Source organism: Xenorhabdus ehlersii, assembly GCF_003610465.1.
In the GTDB taxonomy this organism is placed as follows: domain Bacteria; phylum Pseudomonadota; class Gammaproteobacteria; order Enterobacterales; family Enterobacteriaceae; genus Xenorhabdus; species Xenorhabdus ehlersii.
In genome coordinates this window covers 589,035-606,557 of record NZ_RAQI01000001.1, presented here as the reverse complement: position 1 = coordinate 606,557, position 17,523 = coordinate 589,035, and the positions used below count along the sequence as shown (strand labels likewise).

The 17,523-nt window shown below is 44.7% G+C and carries 17 protein-coding genes and 1 tRNA gene; 11 read left to right on the top strand and 7 right to left on the bottom strand.

Translation table 11 applies throughout. The features are described 5' to 3' along the window. Window positions 1-119: 119 nt before the first annotated feature. From BDE27_RS02885 to BDE27_RS02870, 4 genes are all read right to left on the bottom strand, one after another. Window positions 120-2,558 carry a toprim domain-containing protein gene (locus BDE27_RS02885; protein WP_099132566.1) on the bottom strand — a complete coding sequence of 813 codons (2,439 nt, stop codon included), beginning with the start codon at window positions 2,556-2,558 and terminating at the stop codon, window positions 120-122. A gap of 107 nt (window positions 2,559-2,665) precedes the next feature. Beyond that, window positions 2,666-2,872, bottom strand: a complete 207-nt coding sequence (locus BDE27_RS02880) for a helix-turn-helix transcriptional regulator (RefSeq protein ID WP_099132537.1) — start codon at window positions 2,870-2,872, stop codon at window positions 2,666-2,668. Window positions 2,873-3,088: 216 nt separating this feature from the next. Then, entirely contained in the window at window positions 3,089-4,303 is a 1,215-nt protein-coding gene (locus tag BDE27_RS02875) for a tyrosine-type recombinase/integrase (RefSeq protein WP_099132536.1), read from the bottom strand. A gap of 163 nt (window positions 4,304-4,466) precedes the next feature. Beyond that, window positions 4,467-4,543, bottom strand: a tRNA-Arg gene (locus BDE27_RS02870). A gap of 190 nt (window positions 4,544-4,733) precedes the next feature. Here BDE27_RS02870 and folD point away from each other — a divergent pair. The 3 genes from folD to sra all read left to right on the top strand — a co-directional run bounded on the left by folD (window position 4,734) and on the right by sra (window position 6,473). Then, on the top strand, window positions 4,734-5,609 hold the full coding sequence (gene folD / locus BDE27_RS02865) for a bifunctional methylenetetrahydrofolate dehydrogenase/methenyltetrahydrofolate cyclohydrolase FolD (RefSeq protein ID WP_099132535.1): 876 nt from the start codon (window positions 4,734-4,736) through the stop codon (window positions 5,607-5,609). Beyond that, window positions 5,609-5,821 (top strand): ribosome-associated protein YbcJ, encoded by a 213-nt coding sequence (gene ybcJ, locus BDE27_RS02860; protein ID WP_099132534.1) that lies wholly within the window; start codon window positions 5,609-5,611, stop codon window positions 5,819-5,821. Before folD ends, ybcJ begins: the two co-directional genes overlap by 1 nt. A 415-nt stretch (window positions 5,822-6,236) precedes the next feature. Then, complete coding sequence (sra, locus tag BDE27_RS02855) at window positions 6,237-6,473, top strand: stationary-phase-induced ribosome-associated protein (protein ID WP_099132533.1); 237 nt, start codon at window positions 6,237-6,239, stop codon at window positions 6,471-6,473. Window positions 6,474-6,609: 136 nt separating this feature from the next. Here sra and cysS read toward each other — a convergent pair whose 3' ends face one another. Next, window positions 6,610-7,992 carry a cysteine--tRNA ligase gene (cysS, locus tag BDE27_RS02850; RefSeq protein ID WP_099132532.1) on the bottom strand — a complete coding sequence of 461 codons (1,383 nt, stop codon included), beginning with the start codon at window positions 7,990-7,992 and terminating at the stop codon, window positions 6,610-6,612. 272 nt (window positions 7,993-8,264) lie between these two features. On the opposite strand from cysS, the gene ppiB reads away from it, so the two are divergent. The 7 genes from ppiB to BDE27_RS19740 all read left to right on the top strand — a co-directional run bounded on the left by ppiB (window position 8,265) and on the right by BDE27_RS19740 (window position 13,723). Beyond that, complete coding sequence (gene ppiB / locus BDE27_RS02845) at window positions 8,265-8,759, top strand: peptidylprolyl isomerase B (protein WP_099132531.1); 495 nt, start codon at window positions 8,265-8,267, stop codon at window positions 8,757-8,759. A 17-nt stretch (window positions 8,760-8,776) separates the two neighbouring features. Next, on the top strand, window positions 8,777-9,499 hold the full coding sequence (lpxH, locus tag BDE27_RS02840) for a UDP-2,3-diacylglucosamine diphosphatase (RefSeq protein WP_099132530.1): 723 nt from the start codon (window positions 8,777-8,779) through the stop codon (window positions 9,497-9,499). Window positions 9,500-9,677: 178 nt separating this feature from the next. Beyond that, window positions 9,678-10,202 (top strand): 5-(carboxyamino)imidazole ribonucleotide mutase, encoded by a 525-nt coding sequence (gene purE / locus BDE27_RS02835; RefSeq protein WP_244208705.1) that lies wholly within the window; start codon window positions 9,678-9,680, stop codon window positions 10,200-10,202. Next, window positions 10,199-11,272, top strand: coding sequence for a 5-(carboxyamino)imidazole ribonucleotide synthase (gene purK / locus BDE27_RS02830; RefSeq protein ID WP_099132528.1), 1,074 nt, complete (start codon window positions 10,199-10,201; stop codon window positions 11,270-11,272). The genes purE and purK overlap by 4 nt, the downstream gene beginning before the upstream one ends. Before the next feature lie 405 nt (window positions 11,273-11,677). Next, on the top strand, window positions 11,678-12,937 hold the full coding sequence (locus BDE27_RS02820; RefSeq protein WP_187651472.1) for an MFS transporter: 1,260 nt from the start codon (window positions 11,678-11,680) through the stop codon (window positions 12,935-12,937). Window positions 12,938-13,116: 179 nt separating this feature from the next. After that, a complete protein-coding gene (locus BDE27_RS19745) occupies window positions 13,117-13,380 on the top strand; it encodes an LLM class flavin-dependent oxidoreductase (RefSeq protein WP_244208662.1) in 264 nt (87 codons plus the stop codon). A gap of 10 nt (window positions 13,381-13,390) precedes the next feature. Further along, complete coding sequence (locus BDE27_RS19740) at window positions 13,391-13,723, top strand: hypothetical protein (protein ID WP_244208661.1); 333 nt, start codon at window positions 13,391-13,393, stop codon at window positions 13,721-13,723. Window positions 13,724-13,792: 69 nt separating this feature from the next. On the opposite strand, the gene ybbP is transcribed toward BDE27_RS19740, so the two are convergent. Both ybbP and ybbA read right to left on the bottom strand, forming a co-directional pair. Next, the gene (ybbP, locus tag BDE27_RS02810) at window positions 13,793-16,225 is read right to left on the bottom strand and encodes a putative ABC transporter permease subunit YbbP (RefSeq protein ID WP_099132527.1); all 2,433 of its coding nucleotides are present in this window, start codon (window positions 16,223-16,225) and stop codon (window positions 13,793-13,795) included. Then, window positions 16,222-16,908: a putative ABC transporter ATP-binding protein YbbA gene (ybbA, locus tag BDE27_RS02805; protein ID WP_099132526.1), complete on the bottom strand. Its 687-nt coding sequence runs from the start codon at window positions 16,906-16,908 to the stop codon at window positions 16,222-16,224. The genes ybbP and ybbA overlap by 4 nt, the downstream gene beginning before the upstream one ends. Between ybbA and tesA the strand changes: the two genes are divergently transcribed. Continuing rightward, window positions 16,879-17,511 (top strand): multifunctional acyl-CoA thioesterase I/protease I/lysophospholipase L1, encoded by a 633-nt coding sequence (gene tesA, locus BDE27_RS02800; RefSeq protein WP_208638561.1) that lies wholly within the window; start codon window positions 16,879-16,881, stop codon window positions 17,509-17,511. The genes ybbA and tesA overlap by 30 nt on opposite strands. The last annotated feature ends 12 nt before the right edge of the window (window positions 17,512-17,523 follow it).

Here is a 17,523-nt window from a genome sequence, read left to right as displayed (position 1 = left end):
ACAGTTTAAAAATAACTATTCACCCTATAATGTATTGATATATATGTTTAAATTACAAGGTGAACAGTAGTGAATACTTTTTATATTTCTTTGAAAATTATCATCAATAAAGAAAGAAATTATTCTTCTGGCAGGTTATCCCTTGCCAGTTTTGGCATCCATTCAATAGCCGTGTCGATATTCAGGTTCAGATTGCTACGAATGCCGTATTTGCTTTTCTTACGCAGGTAATGCTGACTGTACTCCGCCAGTGCGCCCGGCATATCCATACCAAAGCGGGTTACGGAAACAGGTTTATTCAGGTTATTACCTTTCATATAGGCAAGGTAGGCATGATAAAGGTACTTGCGGGGATTGAACGGCACAATCTCTGCATTACCGATTAACAGGCCGTCAGCTTCATCGGATGCAATCAGGTAGCCGCAAAAATCGACCAGTGGATCTGTGCCACGTTTGATATCCAGTGCTTCTTCTGACTTCTGTTGCTCAGTCAGTAAACGCCTTGCAGTTTGTGGGTCAGCGAACCGATGCAGGAGATGCCGGATAATCACGGGCAATTCTGCTGCGATTTTATCTCGCAACAATGGATCACGTTCACTCTCCGGTACGACTTCGGAAAAATTGAAGATTACCCGACGCCGTGATACGCCACCACTGCGATCGCTGAAACTCATGGCATTATTATTCACCGCCAGTACCACAGCAGGAATGCGGGTTGAATAAGGTTGTTTATGCTTCGGGTCGATAGCGACTTCATCCCCGCCTGTAATGGCTTTGATGCCGGAGCCATCGCCCACATAGCGAGTTTGATCTGGCAGGATAATCAACGAATATCCCACAATCAGTGCCCGTTCCCGTGGGTTTTCCAGTGCAGCCATACTCGCAGAAACAGTGTTGCCTTTGCCGGCCAGCATTGAACAGATTTCAGCAAGGATGCTTTTGCCACTGCCTCCAGCACCGGTGATTTCCAGAAACAACTGCCAGTCGTAACGGTTTGCCAGAACCATAAACAGGGCTGCCAGTACCCGCTCAAACTTATTCTCACAATTGGCTGTTGCTCGATTGAGCCAGCGCCAGAACTGCGGGGCATGATTTTTCAGAGTTTCCCCCGAAGCAGGGGAATTGAATTCAACGTCATTCGCCAGTAGCAACCAGTCATGTTTGCGATGAGGCCGGAATTGGCACGTTTTCAGGTCAAACACGCCGTTACTGAATCCGATTAAATGGCATTCTGGTGGCTGCATCATAGGAAGCTGCAATTTCAGGGCATCCACCGCAGAACTGATACCATGTGGTGAGTACGGCAATTTTTCTTCCATAAAGGCTGCGACCATTTCCCGTTTTAAATCGCGGTCACTGACCGGACGCCAGACAATGCCGTCATAGTGATGCACGGTTTCCGAAGCGCCATCCAGCGCTAAATCACTATCATAACGCGCCAGTAATACTTCTCCGCGCTGACTGGCTCCCATTTGGCATAATGTCAGTTTTGAAGATTCACTATCATTGGGCTGAGTGGCTGTTTTTTTCTTGGTTGATGTTGGTCGATAAAGCCCCTGAGAAAAGGCCAGCTTTGCCCTTTCCACATCATGTTGTCGTCGATAATCGTCCCAGTCAGCTTTGTACTCTGTCGGTGGTAACGTAACCCAACCACTAACCGCAATAGCAGCTTTTTCTGCTGAAATCCTGCCGATATTCACTTTCGGTTTACCATTCTTATCCAGCTCGTCGGGATGATGCCAGTCATTATCTGCTGCAATAATAATTTTTGTACCTGACCAACGTTCCCGAACAGCGTTGGCAACCGAAGATAAATTGCCAGCATCCAATGCTGCCAGAACAGTGCCTTTATAAAGCTGGCTAACTGTAAGTGCCGTAGCATAGCCCTCGGTAATAATCACTGTGTCAGGGAACGCTTCCAGCTCTGACAGAGCAATAAATGCGCCTTTTTTCTGGCTGCCGGACAGTAATTTTTTCTCTCCATTGGGTTCGATAATTTGTGCACCTGTTACTTTTTTATCCAGTGTTGTCAGTGCCAACAAAGTCGAATTATTGAGCAATAGCCGCTGATTAGGAAAATCCAGCCCTTTTGCAGCCAGATAGGGCGATTGACCAGCGACAGTTTGCGCCATTAGTGATGCCACTTTTTCGGCAATTGACTGCGTAGTTTGAATGGTTTCTCTGGCGGACTTGGGTTCTGGCAAAGGCAATGCCAGTACGCCTGCAATGATTTTTGCTGCCTCAGTGATGGAAATTCCTTTGGTTCTTGCCACTAAATCCAGTCCATCACCATAGTTCGGGGTATCACACTGGCGACAATGCCAGTTGCCATGATGGTGATCATCAATAAAGTGAAAACGGTCGGTGCCACCGCAGACAGGACAAGCACCATGTTTTCCCTTTGCCGGGATATTGATGCCACAGGCAGGCAATAGGTTTTCCCAATGATACATAGCGGATTTTTTCACGGTCTGGATCAGATCAAGCGGTTTCTGGTTGCCTGTGATATCTGAGGATATAAATTTAGGGTGAGTTTGGGTATGCTGTATATCAGCCATCATCGTTACCTCATTTAACGGTTGTTGGTCAGACGCCTCAGATGTGTTCGCGCACTCTGGGGCGTTGCTTTTTATATTACTTTTCTTATGCCATGTTCTTTTCTATGTTATGCCGCTCGCGATTCCGCGATCCGCTGCGCAATCCAGTTATCAATTTCTGATTCAATAAAGGCGACGGAGCGGGAGCCGAGTTTGACTTGTTTAGGAAACTCTCCGGCACTAATCAGTTTGTAGATCCACGCTTTGCTATAACCCGTTCTGCGTTGAACTTCCGGCAAACGGATAAGGTTTTCCTTCGGTGCTGTCATTGTCATATTTTTTCTCCTGTTACCGAGTCCTTGGGCGCTCATTGTGGACGTTATTTGATGACAGGCGGATTATTTAAAAAGCAAGACTAAATGAACAGCGTTAATTGTTTTTCCAATTTGTTGAATTTATTTTTTCAGGAAATTTTGGCTTTGAATTGGCATTATGTATAAAAAATAAGCTCGTGTGTCACGGTCACACTTGCGTAAAAAAACATCATATATTTACGCCCTTTTGCCAAATTTTCCAATCAGCACATTTTCGCCTCGTTCCAGCATCTCCATATGATCCGCATACCATTGCAGCATTTCCCGGCGACCATCCAGATACTGAGCGTGGTTGTAAGTACCACGAATGCTGTTCTTGTCAACATGAGCAAGCTGAGTTTCAATCCAAGCTGTGTTATAGCCTTGTTCATGTAGGATGGTACTCATGGTATGGCGGAAGCCGTGGCCTGTTGCCTGTCCGTCATAACCAATTCGCTTAATAACCTGATTGATAGCTGCCTCACTCATTGGCTTACCCGCATCGTTACGACCGGGGAAAACGTATTTTCCGCGTCCTGTAATCTCATGCAGTTTAATAAGAATGCCTTTAACCTGATTTGACAGTGGGACAATATGAGGGCGGCGCATTTTCATTCGCTCGGCGGGGATTTGCCAGAGATCGTTATCAAAATCGAATTCAGTCCATTCCGATTCTCTCAGCTCAATAGTACGTACTCCGGTCAGCATCAGCATACGGGTCGCTGATTGCGTCACTTGGCTACCACTATAACCACTCAAGGCGATGAGGAAATCATTCATCTGGTCGGCTAAAAGGTGTGGGAAGTGTTTTTGCTTGGGAGCTTTGAGTGCGCTGGCAAGATCAGTAACGGGATTGAACTCTGCCCGTCCGGTAATAACGGCATAGGTGAAGATTTGCCGACAGGCCTGTCTGGTTTTTTTCAATTTATCCAAAACGCCGCGTTGCTCCATTTTTCGGAGCACAGCCAGCATTTCAGCAGGTTTAATCTCGGTAACAGCACGTTTACCAATATACGGGAAGATGTCTTTTTTCAGATATTCTAGAATGTCTTCGGCATACCCTTGTGACCAGTTTGGGCGTTTATACTCGTGCCACTCAATAGCTATAGATTCAAAACTATTGTTGACCGCAAATACTTTGGCTGCCTTCTCCGCTTTCTTTTCCTCTATCGGATCATTACCACCCGATAATGTCCGCCGCGCATCATTTCTCTTGGTTCGCGCTTCGGCAAGGGAGATTTCAGGGTATACCCCTAATGCGAGCAATTTTTCTTTACCTGCGATCCGGTACTTTAACCGCCAATAACGAGAGCCATTAGGGTTAATCAATAGATATAGTCCGCCACCATCTGCAAGTTTGTAGGGTTTTTCTTTCGGCTTTGCAGTGTCCACCTGTCGGGCTGTTAGCTTCATGGGGGTATCTCACTTCATTGAACCTGAATGTACCCCTAAATATACCCCTATAAGATCGTAGATTTCAACATACCTTACTAGACTATAGGAGAACGGAAAAAGGCCAACACTGCGTATTTATTGGGATTTTGTAGACTTCGGAAGACGTTACGATATGAATGGATGGTACGCCCTACAGGATTCGAACCTGTGACCTACGGCTTAGAAGGCCGTTGCTCTATCCAGCTGAGCTAAGGGCGCATTATGGTATATAGAATAAGAAACATTATTAATGCCTTAATGCAGCACCGGATTATACGGGCATAATGGAATGAGTCAATGCCCTTTTCGCTCATATGTTCATTTTATGATTATTAATAAAACTGACAGGCGGTTCATGTTCTGACAAAATAGTCCCTATTCCTATACTTGATAGTGGAATCTTAAATACATGTCAGCAAAAATTATTGATGGGAAAACGATTGCGCAGACAATCAGAAACGAAGTTGCAGAAAAAGTCAGGCAGCGTGTTGCCGCCGGAAAACGAGCGCCAGGTCTTGCCGTCGTTTTAGTGGGAGAAAACCCTGCTTCTCAAATTTATGTCGCCAGCAAACGCCGCGCCTGTGAAGAGGTCGGGTTTATGTCCCGTTCTTATGACCTACCTGATACTACCAGCGAAGCTGAATTACTCTCCCTGATAGATGATCTGAACACCGATACGCAAATCGATGGTATTTTAGTTCAACTCCCTTTACCTGCCGGCATTGATAATGTCAAAGTACTGGAACGCATTCATCCCGATAAGGATGTGGATGGTTTCCACCCTTATAATATCGGTCGTCTGTGCCAGCGCGCCCCGAAACTGCGCCCTTGTACTCCCCGTGGAATTGTAACCCTGCTTGAACGCTGCAATATCAATACCTATGGGCTAAATGCAGTTATTATTGGCGCTTCTAATATCGTTGGGCGCCCGATGAGCCTTGAATTGCTGTTGGCAGGCTGTACAACTACAGTAACGCATCGCTTTACCAAAAACTTACGTCAGCATGTTGAGCAGGCAGATTTATTGGTCGTTGCTGTTGGTAAGCCAAACTTTATTCCTGGTGAATGGATTAAGCCGGGTGCAATTGTAGTTGATGTTGGCATTAATCGACTGGAAAATGGCAAAGTCATCGGTGATGTGGATTTCGATAAGGCGTCAGAACGCGCCAGTTGGATCTCCCCTGTGCCTGGTGGTGTCGGACCGATGACCGTTGCAACATTGATTCAAAATACCTTGCAAGCTTGCGAGGAATATCATGATGTAGATACAACTGAAGGTTATTGATGGAAATTTTTTATTTAGATGGCCACCCTTATGTCGAGTTATGTGATTTGCTGAAATTTCAAGGATGGTGTGAGAGTGGTGCTACGGCGAAATCCGTGATTGCAGAAGGTTTGGTACAAGTTGATAGCCAACTCGAAACTCGCAAACGCTGCAAAATTACTGCCGGGAAAGTTGTTGCCTTTAATGGCGAATCTGTTCGCGTTGAAGAATAAATCAGTAGGTAAACATTACCACTAATACTTTTCAGAAAGACAGTACCTTGTGTATTAAGGTATTGTCTTTTATTTCATAAATATAATTTTATTATTTTTTATCACTGATTTATATAAACCAGAATAAGGTGATATATAAATATTAGACAATATAATGTCAATAATAAGGCCAATATTATTGGCAGTTATCCTTACCATCATGATTTACAACTGATTCTAATATAAAGATCCCCAAGAGTCCCATAGTACAAGCAGATAAAAATAAGCACCATAATATCATTTTTCTGGTTACAGAGTTATCTGATCTTAGTTCGCAAGATATGTGAAATTGACAATATATTGACAAACAATCATATCAATTTTCTAATAAGTCGCTATACTGGGAAGCTTATGTACAACTGAAACGGAGTTAATTATGTTAAGTAATAGAGCTGCAAGAAGGTTGTTGGGTTTGTCTTATAAATTAAGTAATTCTAAACGTAGAGTAAAAATTTCTCTTCTTAATCCTGCTTCCAGTGATAGCACACATCAAATACCAGAGCATCTGAGTAATTCTTCTTTTGTTGCCATGAAACGGGATGCAGTTTCTGGAAAAATCACGTATCACGCTGGAAACGCTTTCTATCCTAAGCACTTAAGTCGTTATCAATAAATTTGTCGGTTTTTATTCCGCTCATTTATATAACAAGCACTACAACTAAAAAATCTTGCTATGAAAGTGCAAAGATATTAAAAACTGAACCGCCCATCTAAGGGGCGGTTCTGGTGTTCAATAAATCAAAAATCGATTATTTACGGCGCCATGTTGTTCCTTGTGGGCCATCTTCCAGCTCAATTCCCATGTCATTTAACTGGTCACGCGCCGCATCAGCCAATGCCCATTCTTTGTTTTTACGAGCATCGTTACGCTGTTTGATTAATGCTTCGATTCGGGCAACATCGCCATCAGTCTGTGCTCCGCCTTGCAAAAAGTGTTCTGGATCTTGTTCCAAAAGGCCAAGAATACCTGCCAATTTACGTAGTCTTGCCGCCAGACCATTAGCTATGGTCATGTCTTCTGTCTTCAGCCGATTCAGCTCACGCGCCATATCAAATAAGGCTGAATACGCTTCCGGTGTGTTGAAATCATCGTTCATTGCTTCAACGAAACGGGCTTCAAATGCTTCTCCACCAGCAGGTTGGGCAGATTTATCTGTACCACGCAGGGAGGTATACAGACGTTCAAGGGAAGTGCGCGCCTGTTTCAGGTTCTCTTCCGTATAATTCAACTGGCTGCGATAGTGGCCTGACAGCAAGAAATAACGCACGGTCTCAGCATCGTAATACGCCAGCACATCACGGATGGTAAAGAAGTTATTCAATGATTTGGACATCTTCTCTTTATCCACCATAACCATGCCGGAATGCATCCAATAATTGACGTAAGGACCATCATGGGCACAAGTGGATTGAGCAATCTCATTTTCATGGTGCGGGAACATCAAATCAGAACCGCCACCGTGGATATCAAAGTGGTGACCCAGCGTCTTACCGTTCATGGCGGAACATTCAATATGCCAACCCGGACGGCCTGCTCCCCACGGAGATTCCCAACTCGGCTCACCCAGTTTGGACATTTTCCATAATACAAAATCCATCGGGTTACGTTTTACATCTGCCACTTCAACACGGGCGCCAGCCTGCAATTGTTCCAAATCCTGGCGGGAAAGCAGGCCATAATTAGAATTGGTGTCAATGGAGAACATAACGTCACCATTAGCAGCAACATAAGCGTGCCCGCGCTTAATCAGCTCTTCCGTGATTGCAATGATTTCTGGGATATGTTGCGTTGCACGAGGCTCTAAATCAGGACGCAGAATATTCAATGCATCAAAATCGCTGTGCATTTCTGCCAACATGCGTGCGGTCAAATCGTCACAACTTTCGTTATTTTCGATGGCGCGTTTAATAATTTTATCATCCACGTCTGTGACGTTACGGACATATGTCAGATCATATCCCAGATAACGCAGGTAACGGGCAATCGCATCAAATGCCACAAATGTTCTGCCATGACCGATATGACACAAGTCATAAATGGTAATGCCACACACGTACATGCCCACTTTTCCTTCGTGAATCGGCTTAAATTCTTCTTTTTGACGGCTGAGAGTGTTGAAAATTTTTAGCATCAGTGGGTTTCCGTAAAAATTAATGTACGTGTAATAAAATCAAATGAATTGGCTGATTATAGGCTTCTTTATCAGCAAGATAAATAAACGAGAATATAGAGAAGCCAGATGAGATATTTCACCTTGATATGCAATGCTTTGCAAGTGCCGTAAACCGCGTTGTATTGATACGTCCCAGAGTACTGACTCAAAATCTGAGATATGATATAACAGCGATTGTTCCGAATCCCCTAAATACAGGGTCAATCAAAACTATTACTAGGATTTTTATTATGGTGACTTTCCACACCAACTTTGGCGATATCGTAATCAAAACCTTCGCTGATAAAGCACCTGCAACTGTTGAAAACTTCCTGAGTTACTGCTCGGAAGGTTTTTATGACAACACAATTTTTCACCGTGTTATCAATGGATTCATGATTCAAGGCGGTGGCTTTGAACCAGGCATGAAGCAGAAAACAACTAAGGCTCCTGTCAAAAACGAAGCCAACAATGGCCTGAAAAACAGCCGTGGCACTATCGCTATGGCACGCACCAATGATCCGCACTCTGCAACTGCCCAGTTCTTCATTAACGTTGTAGATAACGATTTCCTGAACTTCCGTTCAGAGCGTCCAGATGGATGGGGTTACTGCGTATTTGCCGAAGTTGTTGAAGGTATGGACGTGATTGATAAAATTAAAGGTGTTTCCACTGGTCGCAGCGGTATGCACCAAGATGTACCACATGAAGATGTGATCATTGAACGTGTTACTGTTGGCGAATAATTGCTGTTAAACGCTACATGAATACACTGTTTATTGCAGACTTGCATCTCAGTGAACAAGAGCCGGCAATTACTGCCGGTTTTCTGCGTTTTTTACGTGAGGATGCAATCCACGCTGAAAGTCTTTATATCCTCGGTGATTTTTTTGATTACTGGATTGGTGATGATGATCCCAACCCATTGCATACTAAAATCGCCCAGGCACTTAATGGATTGAAACAACAAGGTATTCCCTGTTATTTCATTCATGGCAATCGTGATTTCTTGCTCGGTTCCCATTTTGCCAGAGAGAGCGGCTTGATTCTGCTACCACAGGAAAAAGTGCTGGAGTTGTATGGTAAACGTATTTTGATTTTGCATGGCGATACACTATGCACCGATGATATCAACTATCAGCAATATCGTAAGCGAGTGCATACTCCTTGGATACAACGGCTATTCCTGTTTCTCCCTTTATTTATCCGCTTGAAAATTGCCGCTAAAATGCGAGCGGGTAGCCAATATGCTAACAGCCAAAAATCCACATCTATTATGGATGTCAATCAAGAGGCTGTTATCGAACATTTTAAAAAATATCAGGCAGATTGGATAATTCACGGGCATACTCACTGCCCCGCAATACACGATATTCAGTTTGGCGATAAAACCGTGCATCGTGGTGTATTAGGAGCATGGCATGACCAAGGTTCGATGTTCAAAGTTACAGAAACGGCTATTGAGTTGATATCCTTTCCCTTCTAAGCTCCTTTACTTATTTTGTAAAAATCGACAGATCAAACGACGCAAACGTTTTCCTTATGCAATTAGCGTGATATGATCCGCCATCTGAAATTTCATCTTTGTTCTGGTAGATACCCAATACAGGAGCATCTGATTTATGACGTCCAGCTCTGATCCCACAATAGCTATTACTCCGACAATGACTTTTCCAACAGAAATAGAACCCCAAAACCACGCTAAAATCGCCATTGTCATGGGTTCTAAAAGCGACTGGGCAACAATGCAACATGCGGCCGATATCCTGACCGATCTCGCTATTCCTTTTCATGTTGAAATTGTTTCGGCACACCGAACGCCAGATAAACTTTTTCGTTTTGCAGAACAGGCGAAAGAAAATGGTTTTGATGTCATTATCGCTGGTGCAGGTGGAGCAGCACATCTACCGGGGATGTTGGCATCCAAAACCTTAGTGCCTGTGTTTGGGGTGCCTGTACAAAGCGCGGCGCTTAGTGGTGTTGATAGCCTGTATTCTATCGTCCAAATGCCAAAGGGCATTCCTGTTGGTACACTGGCTATCGGCAAGGCAGGAGCAGCAAATGCCGCATTGCTGGCGGCCCAGGTGCTAGCGTTGCATGATAGTGCACTGTTTCAACGTTTATCAGATTGGCGCAGCGCACAAACCCAGGCTGTTTTGGATAACCCAGATCCACGGGAGGATGCATGAAGTCCGTTTGTGTATTGGGAAATGGTCAGTTAGGCAGAATGCTGCGTCAAGCCGGTGAACCTTTGGGGATCGCTGTCTATCCTGTTGGGTTGGATGCTGAACCGGAGGCAGTGCCTTACCAAAGCAGCGTGATCACCGCAGAAATTGAACGTTGGCCCGAAACCGCATTAACCCGCGAACTGGCTCATCATCAGGCTTTTATCAATCGCGATATTTTTCCGCAACTGGCGGATCGCTTGCCACAAAAGCAGCTCATGGAGACGTTGAGCCTGGCAACTGCGCCATGGAAATTACTTTCCTCTCCCGAACAATGGCCACAACTATTTGCGGAATTAGGGGATTTTATCATTGTTAAGCGACGGACTGGGGGCTATGACGGACGTGGTCAATGGCGTATCCGGCCGGGTGATGAAACAACTCTTCCATCTGAAATTTACGGTGAATGTATTGTAGAACAGGGAATTCCATTTTCGGGGGAAGTCTCGCTGGTTGGAGCCCGTAATGCCAAAGGTGAATCTGTATTCTATACGCTAACTCATAATTTGCATCAGGAAGGTATTTTACGCACCAGTATTGCTTTGCCTGATAATGGTGCCGATAAGCCATTTCAACAGCAAGCAGAGCAGATGTTATCCACCATCATGGATCACCTGAACTATGTTGGTGTTATGGCGATGGAGTGTTTTATTGTTGGCAATAATTTGTTGATCAATGAATTGGCTCCGCGGGTTCACAATAGCGGTCACTGGACGCAAAACGGCGCTTCCATCAGCCAGTTTGAACTTCACTTGCGGGCGATCTTGAATCTTCCTATGCCACAACCAGAAATCTTTGCACCATCCGTCATGATCAATTTGATCGGCACGGGGGTAAATCCCGCATGGCTAAGTTTGCCGCTGGTTCGTTTACATTGGTATGAAAAAGAAGTTCGTCCTGCACGTAAGGTAGGTCACTTAAATGTGACTCATGCGGATAAAGAAGCCTTGAAAACGACATTGCAAACGTTAGCTTCATTATTACCAACAGAATATCAAAGCAGCCTTAAGTGGGCACAAGAGAAATTAAGCTGATCGGTTATTTTTGATAACCAACTCTGGGCAGTGGTAATGATTAAAATCAACTACCACTTCCCATTCCTGTTAGAGATTATCGCATTCTTGACAGCGTTCGGGATAATGTGTCCACAATGGTTCTTGTCGTTTGATCTATCTCGTCATTGAGGAAATCACCGACCTTAATCTTGCTGAGATTGGTCATTCTTAATGTTTCCGGGATCAGGTTTAAAGCAATTGTCTTATTTTCTTCATCCAGTTTCACCGGTTGCAGTAAACTCTGCTACTTCTGCCATACCCTCTATATGCCCATAAAGATTGTGCCCGCCATTTTCTTTATGCATGTTTATTCGATATAGCTTTTTCTAATAAACACATAAAATAGTGCTGCTTTTAATCGTTTACATCCTTGATGGAGTCACAATGTCTATTCAACACGACAAATTTGGGCGTACTTATCAGTGGTTTTTGCTGATACTTTTAGGCATGGTCTATTTTTTATCCACAGCAACAACCTTTACATCATTGGGTGTTGTCCTGCCGAGTATGATTAATGAACTGGGCTGGAGTTGGACAAATGCAGGTTTGGGGTTCACACTGCTTGGCCTGACTTGCGGGCTATCCAGTTTTCTGCCAACAGTATTTATCCGTAAAGTTGGCGTTCGTTTTACCCTGTCTATTGGCCTGCTGATTTTTCTGGCAGGTTTCTACAATCTTTATCACACATACGCTATTTCATCGTACTTTATTGGTACGGCTTTAATTGGTATCGGTTTTACTTTTTTGGCAACAGTACCAGGCACTTATGTGATTTCACGGCTATATGAGAAACAGGCCCTTGCTTTTGGTTTCTATTTCACGATAGGTGGACTAGGTGGGGTAATTGGCCCGTGGATCTACTTTCTGGCGACCCGTATTTGGGGAACATGGCGAATGCATTGGATGATTTCCGCCATTATCCTCTCCATCTTCGTTATCCTGACGATTATTATTCTTCAGGAAGGTAAACGGGAAATCGCCCACGCCAAGGCCGTAAACCAGAAACATAACAATCAGGATACTCCCAGCATTTATCGTACCAAGCAACATTGGACCGCACGTCAAGCACTACGGACATGGCAGTTTTATGTGATTGCTGCAACTTACACCGCATTTTTATGGTGTGGCATTACCGTCAACAGTTTTGCGGTTGCTCATATTATCGAAAATGGTTTCAGCGAAGCTATCGCCGCTGGATTACTGAGCACAATGGCTTTTATCAATGCATTTTCCAGATTAGCCGGCGGTGCAGTGGGAGAGTGGGTAGAACCCAAAAAGTTACTGATTATCAGCCTGTTTATTATTATCCTTGGCTTGATTGCACTGAGTATCGCCTCGTCATGGCCGTTCTTGATTGCGTTCACGCTGTGTGTCGGAATGGGATATGGCATGACCTTCCTTGCATCCAGTGTATTGCTGGCTAACTATTTTGGCCGCAAGCCTTATTTGGAACTGTTTTCTATCATGAACCTGATATCTACCTTGGCTTGTCTGGCGCCTTTTTTTGCGGGTGCCATCAAAGATTATTCAGGCAGTTTTACCTCTGCATTCCTGATTATTGCCATTCCTGTATTTGTTGTTCTTGTCGTAACATTAATGATGAAACCACCTGCTCATAAAATGAGAAAACACCCAATCTACTGAATAAGGTAAAAATGAACTGAAATAACGTACAAACAAGGAAATAGTGATGTCAAAGAAAGCGTTCGATGTATTTCTGCCCATCGCCAAAAGTGGGTGGATCATCTCCAAAAACATACCACCACTGGATGCGTCTTATAAACAGAACCGAGAGGCTGCTATTTTGGCCGACCAGATTGGCCTTGATTTCATTATGTCCATGGGAAAATGGTGCGGGTTTGGCGGGGATTGCCGAAGTGACCCACCGCGCAAAATTAATCGCAACTGTTCATGCCGGGCTGCATAATCCGGCGGTTACGACCAAAATGATCGCCACGCTGGATCACATTAGTCAGGGACGTGCGAGGCTGAATATTGTTTCCGGTTCATTCCGAGACGAATTTGAACAAATCTCGTTTGTGCCTGCCAATCCGAACAAGGGCTACGTTTCAGTGTGCGTCAACTAAAACATTCTGCATGTGTACTGTCATTTACGCTGAAACAGATGCCTATGCTGAAACCCTCGCACAGTTCTATCGCCAGGGCTTGGATGTGGAAGCTGTCAAAAATATGATGCATAGTTTTGGCGTCAATACGGATGGAAAAAGCAATGCGATGGTAGAAGGCTCCCAAAACGCCTTTATGACTCATACTGCCATCGGTACGCCAGATACCTGCTACAAGCAACTAACAGGTTTAATGCGTACTTGTGAGTTGGATGGCGTTATGTTGATTTTCCCCGATTACATAACAGGGTTAAAGATTTTTGGCGATCGGATACTGCCCAAGTTAAGAGAAGAATTTGCCTGATAATATCTGGTCAAATAGATCGCTGATAAACCTCGCTTAAACCAACGAGGTTTATCAAAGATGTAGAGATTACTCAGGCAAGCGCCGATATTGCCCTTGCTTTCGTAATAACCTGACTCCCAACCAGCCACCACATAGTGAAAGCAGTAAGCTACTGATGATGGGAAGCAGAAACCACATCTGCCATTGTGGCTGCCACGGAAAGTCAAAGACCTGAGTCTGTAACAACCAAAGTGCGATTTCTGCACCAAATGCCGCTGCCAAACCCGCCATAAAACCAAGCAGGGCAAATTCACTCCATAATGTACGCCGCAAAAGCTTTTTGCTCGCCCCTAATGTGCGGTATACCACCAATTCAAGTTGTCGCTGGCTCATACCTACCTGAATTTGTGCCAATAACAGTAACCCGCCACAAATCATTACCAAAACAACCATAATTTCTAATGCCTTGCTAACTTGCTGCAAGATGCCTTGTACTTGTTTGAGTATCGAACCAATATCCAGCATACTAACGGTCGGGAAATGGCGGTTAATTTCCGTTAACAGCCTTCCATCCCCTTGATAATGAAAGCTGGTTAACCACATTCTGGGCTGATTTTCTAACGTCTCTTTGACGAAAATAAAAATGAAATTCGGATTTATGCTCTCCCAATCCACCTTGCGAATACTGCTTACTATGGCATGAAACGTTCGGGTATCTCCGGTGAATGTGAGCCTGTCTCCCAGGTTAATGTTTAACCGTTCAGCGACACCTTGTTCCATAGAAACTTCGTTCGATTTTGGCGGCCATGTCCCCGCAACCAGGGTATTAAAAGGCGGCAGTTCTTCTTTCCAAGTTAAGTTCAGTTCGCGACGCACGGTAGTACTATTAGGGTGTTTTTCATTCGCCCATTCCAGCGCAGATTGTCCGTTCACTTCCGTCAAACGTGCCAGCACTACGGGATAAAAATCGGTAGGTTCTACCTGATATTTAGCCAATAAGTCATTAATTTGAGCCGTTTGGGGTTGGGTCATGTTAATCAGGAAATAATTAGGGCTATCCGGTGGTAATTGCTGTTGCCACTGGTTCAATAAATCTCCCCTTGCCATAATCAGCAAAGCCAATAACATGAATGACAGGGAAAATGCCGCCAATTGGGTCATGGTCTGAAATGGCCGACACAGTAACCGGTTGACCGCCAGACGCAGGCTTAACTGGCGGAACGTCACGCGGCGCAGTAGCCATAATCCTCCCCATCCCAATAGTGCCAAAAACAACGCGACAATCGGCACTCCGGCTAACAGTGACCATAACAACGGCTTAGTGCCTGCCAGTAAGACCAATCCTCCTGTTATGATTAATGCCACCATGGGTAAATAATAACGCAATGGCCAGATGGATACCGTTACATCACTTCTCAATACCCGTGAAGGCTGGGTAGCCATGAGTTGGCGATAAGGACGAATACCTACCAACACGGCAATACCAAACAGAGCAGCTATCGCCCATACCCACGGCCACATTCCCGCAGCCGGTAACATCTTAGGTAACATTCCTGCCAGGATTCGAATCAATGCAGATTCAAAAACCAACCCCAAAATGGAACCTACCACTATGGCGGCAAGCAATATCACCAACCATTGTCCAATGATCCATTGACGCAAGGCCCAGCGCCCTGCACCTAATGTTTTCAGGATAGCAATCAGGTTATGTCGGCTGCGGCAGTAATGCGCCATGGAAACTGCCATTGCCGCTACAGCAAGTAGTAATGTTAACAAAGCTGATAGCAATAAAAATTGCTGGGCACGCTCAATGGATTGCGCCATGACACTATTATCTTGTTTCAATGTCAGCCAGCGTTGATCCGCTTTTAGTTGCGGTTCAACGAATTGCTGGAATGATTGGATGGCGGCAGGAGAACCCCCAAACATATAACGGTAAGTCAAGCGGCTGCCGGGTTGAATCGCCCCGGTAGCCTGAGCATCCTCAATATTGATTAAAATTCGGGGAGAAATCTGAAAAGGATTGAAACCGCTGTCAGGCTCTTGCAATAATTCCCCACGAATCTTCAACGTGGTATCTCCCACGTCAATATTATCTCCTATCCTAACGCCCAATAGTGTCAATAATCGTGGAGCCACCAATACAGAACCTTTTTCTGGCTTTAACCCACGCGGATTGGTTTCCAGTTCTCCATACAAAGGATAGCGCTCATCTGCGGCTTTCACCTGAGCCAGTTGTGGAATGTCTCCCGCATACGTCATGGTCGAAAATGAGATTTGGCGACTGAGTGTTAACTTCTGCTCTTGTGCCCTTTGCAACCAGGTTTCATCAACGGGATACGAAGCCCTTAAAACAAGGTCACCCGCCAAAAAATCACGGCTTTGATAATGCACACTTTGATCAATGCGATCACTAATACGCCCTAATGCCAGCACACAGGCCACCGCTAAGGTCAGGGATAACCATACAATCAGGAGAGAAGGTGTACGCCACTCACGCCAAAACCAGCGCCAGATCATGCTTCCTCCCGCAATTTTCCATCTACCAGGCGTAAGCGACGCTGGCAACGCGCCGCAAGTTGATTATCGTGCGTGACTAAAATCAACGTGGTGGCGTAATCATGATTCAGGGAAAACAGCAAATCGGCGATGCGATCTCCTGTCTGGCGATCAAGATTACCCGTTGGTTCATCAGCAAACAGGATTTTGGGACGAGTACAGAATGCCCGAGCCAAAGCCACCCGCTGTTGTTCTCCCCCTGAAAGCTGGGCTGGCATGTGTTTCAGGCGTTTCCCTAACCCCAATTGCCCCAGTAGATCAATGGCTTGTTCACGGCTTTGGTTTTCTGATTCACCACGCAATAATGCCGGAAGCTGGACATTCTCCAATGCATTCAAAGTGGGGATCAACATAAATGACTGAAAAACAAAACCTACATTTTCTGCCCTTAACTGCGCGCGCTGCTCTTCATTCATGCGACTGATATTTTGTCCCAATAGATGAACTTCTCCTCCACTACCATCATCCAATCCGGCAATAATACCCAGAAGCGTTGATTTACCGGAGCCTGATTCACCAATTAATGCAATTGTCTGTGCTGGCTCGACAACTAACTCAATACCTTGCAATATATTAATTACCTGTTCCCCTTGACCGACATGTTTAGTGAGATGATGAACTTCAAGAATACTTTCTACAGCCATGTATTTTTCCTTTTATTGTTGGTGCTATGCAGTGCCAGAGCAGCGGCAGCAGATACCCTGCTAATATTAGGTGATAGCCTCAGTGCCGGATATCGTTTGCCAGTTGAGCAATCATGGCCTGCACTGATGGCAAAACAGTGGCAACAAACCGGCAAAAAAACAGTCATTGTTAACGGCAGTATTAGTGGTAATACTGCCGCACAAGGGCTTGAACGTTTGCCTGAATTATTGAAACAGCACAATCCAAAATGGGTTTTGATAGAGCTTGGTGCGAATGATGGACTGCGTGGTTTTCCCATTCAAAACATAGAACAAGATTTGCAACAGGGCATTACTTTGATTAAACAAGCCGGCGCACAACCGTTGTTAATGCAAATCCGAATTTCACCTAATTATGGAAAGCGATATACCGAATCCTTTGCCAAAATTTATCTTGAGCTTGCTGAACACAACCAAATTCCTCTGCTGCCATTTTTCATGGAGCACGTTGCTATCAAACCAGAATGGATGCAAGATGATGGGTTGCACCCCAATCAAGCCGCACAACCCTTTATCGCTGATTGGATGTCCAACAAATTGTCGGTATATATCAACTCTCCTTAAGTAAAAATATTT

Excerpts from the sequence above, each read along its gene's own strand:
- ppiB (WP_099132531.1), top strand. The coding sequence starts at position 8,265 with ATGGTGACTTTCCACACCAACTTTGGCGATATCGTAATCAAAACCTTC.
- purK (WP_099132528.1), top strand. The coding sequence starts at position 10,199 with ATGAAGTCCGTTTGTGTATTGGGAAATGGTCAGTTAGGCAGAATGCTG.
- BDE27_RS19740 (WP_244208661.1), top strand. The coding sequence starts at position 13,391 with ATGTGTACTGTCATTTACGCTGAAACAGATGCCTATGCTGAAACCCTC.
- purE (WP_244208705.1), top strand. The coding sequence starts at position 9,678 with ATGACTTTTCCAACAGAAATAGAACCCCAAAACCACGCTAAAATCGCC.
- ybbA (WP_099132526.1), bottom strand. The coding sequence starts at position 16,908 with ATGGCTGTAGAAAGTATTCTTGAAGTTCATCATCTCACTAAACATGTC.
- sra (WP_099132533.1), top strand. The coding sequence starts at position 6,237 with ATGTTAAGTAATAGAGCTGCAAGAAGGTTGTTGGGTTTGTCTTATAAA.
- BDE27_RS02885 (WP_099132566.1), bottom strand. The coding sequence starts at position 2,558 with ATGGCTGATATACAGCATACCCAAACTCACCCTAAATTTATATCCTCA.
- ybcJ (WP_099132534.1), top strand. The coding sequence starts at position 5,609 with ATGGAAATTTTTTATTTAGATGGCCACCCTTATGTCGAGTTATGTGAT.
- BDE27_RS02875 (WP_099132536.1), bottom strand. The coding sequence starts at position 4,303 with ATGAAGCTAACAGCCCGACAGGTGGACACTGCAAAGCCGAAAGAAAAA.
- ybbP (WP_099132527.1), bottom strand. The coding sequence starts at position 16,225 with ATGATCTGGCGCTGGTTTTGGCGTGAGTGGCGTACACCTTCTCTCCTG.
- BDE27_RS02880 (WP_099132537.1), bottom strand. The coding sequence starts at position 2,872 with ATGACAATGACAGCACCGAAGGAAAACCTTATCCGTTTGCCGGAAGTT.
- tesA (WP_208638561.1), top strand. The coding sequence starts at position 16,879 with ATGAACTTCAAGAATACTTTCTACAGCCATGTATTTTTCCTTTTATTG.
- BDE27_RS02820 (WP_187651472.1), top strand. The coding sequence starts at position 11,678 with ATGTCTATTCAACACGACAAATTTGGGCGTACTTATCAGTGGTTTTTG.
- folD (WP_099132535.1), top strand. The coding sequence starts at position 4,734 with ATGTCAGCAAAAATTATTGATGGGAAAACGATTGCGCAGACAATCAGA.
- cysS (WP_099132532.1), bottom strand. The coding sequence starts at position 7,992 with ATGCTAAAAATTTTCAACACTCTCAGCCGTCAAAAAGAAGAATTTAAG.
- lpxH (WP_099132530.1), top strand. The coding sequence starts at position 8,777 with ATGAATACACTGTTTATTGCAGACTTGCATCTCAGTGAACAAGAGCCG.